Source organism: Microbacterium sp. (genome assembly GCF_031178525.1).
In the GTDB taxonomy this organism is placed as follows: domain Bacteria; phylum Actinomycetota; class Actinomycetes; order Actinomycetales; family Microbacteriaceae; genus Microbacterium.
The window spans coordinates 1-1,639 of sequence record NZ_JAPSJA010000399.1 but is presented as its reverse complement, the minus strand read 5'-3'; the positions used below and the strand labels follow the sequence as shown (position 1 = coordinate 1,639).

At 72.6% G+C, this 1,639-nt stretch carries 2 protein-coding genes; one reads left to right on the top strand and one right to left on the bottom strand.

What is annotated here, in order from left to right; translation table 11 throughout:
• On the top strand, positions 1–343 hold a 343-nt coding region (locus tag RIF89_RS14845; RefSeq protein WP_309069842.1), incomplete at its 5' end, for a biotin transporter BioY.
• A 4-nt stretch (positions 344–347) separates the two neighbouring features.
• On the opposite strand, the gene RIF89_RS14840 is transcribed toward RIF89_RS14845, so the two are convergent.
• On the bottom strand, positions 348–1,639 hold a 1,292-nt coding region (locus tag RIF89_RS14840), incomplete at its 5' end, for a UDP-glucose/GDP-mannose dehydrogenase family protein (RefSeq protein WP_309069841.1).

Genomic DNA, 1,639 nt, shown 5'->3' with positions numbered 1-1,639 from the left:
ACTGGGCGCGCCGGTGTTCGCCGGAGGGCAGTCCGGGATCGCGATTCCGACCCTCGGCTACGTGGTCGGCTATGTCCTCGCAGCCGTCCTGGTGGGCGGGCTGGCGCGTCGTGGGGCGGACAGACGCGTCGGCGCCGCACTCGGGTCGGCGGCCGTCAGCAGCGCAGTCGTCTACCTCTGCGGCGCACCCTGGCTCGCCGCGTCCCTCGGAGTCGATATGTGGCAGGCCGTGCAGCTCGGCGTCATCCCGTTCCTGATCGGCGACGCCCTGAAGATCGTGCTCCTGGGCACGGTGCTCCCCACCGCGTGGCGGATCGTGCGCCGCGTGGAGCGGCGCTCCTGACGCGTCAGCGGCGTCCCATGCCGTGGTACTGCCAGCCGGCGGCTCGCCACGCCTGCGAGTCGAGGCAGTTCCGCCCGTCGATGATGACCCGCCCGCGCACCAGCGCCCCGGCGTGCTCCGGTGTCATCTCGCGGCGGTACTCGTCCCACTCGGTGACGATGACGACGGCGTCCGCGTCGCGGAGCGCCTCGTCACGGCCACGCGCGTAGCCGAGCTGCGGGTGCGCGGCCATCGCGTTGTCGATGGCCGCCGGGTCGGTCACCACCACATCGGCTCCCAGCCCGCGCAGCCGAACGGCCACGTCCAGCGCCGGCGAATCGCGGATGTCGTCGCTGAACGGCTTGAACGCCGCGCCGAGCACGGCGATCCGGCGCCCGAAGACCAGACCGCCCAATGCGTCGACCACGAGCTGCACCGCGCGCTCACGACGCCTCAGGTTGATCGCGTCGACCTCGCGCAGGAACCCGACGGACTCTCGGCGCCCGAGCTCCTCGGCCCTGGCCGCGAACGCGCGGATGTCCTTCGGCAGGCACCCGCCGCCGAAGCCGATCCCGGATCCCAGGTATCGACGGCCGATCCGCGTATCGTGACCGAGCGCATCCGCGAGGAGGGCCACATCGGCCCCGGCCGCCTCGGCGATCTCCGCCATGGCGTTGATGAACGAGATCTTCGTCGCCAGGAAGGCGTTGGCCGCGCCCTTGACCAGTTCGGCTGTCGCGAGATCGGTCACGAGGAACGGTGCCCCGGCGTCGATGCATGTGGCGTAGACGGTGCGCATCAGCTCGACGGCCCGCGCTCCCGCGTCGTCCTGCGGAGCGCCGACCACCAGTCGGTCCGGCGTGAGCGTGTCGTGTACGGCCCAGCCCTCGCGGAGGAACTCGGGGTTCCACACCAGCGTCGCTCCCGCCGTTCCGATCCGCTCGGCGACACCCGCCGCGGTGCCCACGGGCACGGTCGACTTGCCCGCGACGACGTCGCCCTCGCGCAGGTGCGGCAGCAGCGCGGTCACCGCGTCGTCGAGGTGTCGCAGATCGGCGGAGTCGCCGCCTGCCACCTGGGGCGTCCCGACCGCGAGGAAGTGGATCTCGGCACCGGCGGCGTCCGACATCCGATCGCTGAAGCGCAGGCGCCCGGAGTCCCGTCCCTCCGCGAGGAGCTCGGGGAGCCGGGGCTCGAAGAACGGGGCGACGCCACGGGCGAGAGCCGCCACCTTCGCGGAGTCGATGTCGATCCCGACGACGTCGTGGCCGACGGAGGCCATCGCGGCGGCATGCACGGCACCGAGGTAGCCGCAGC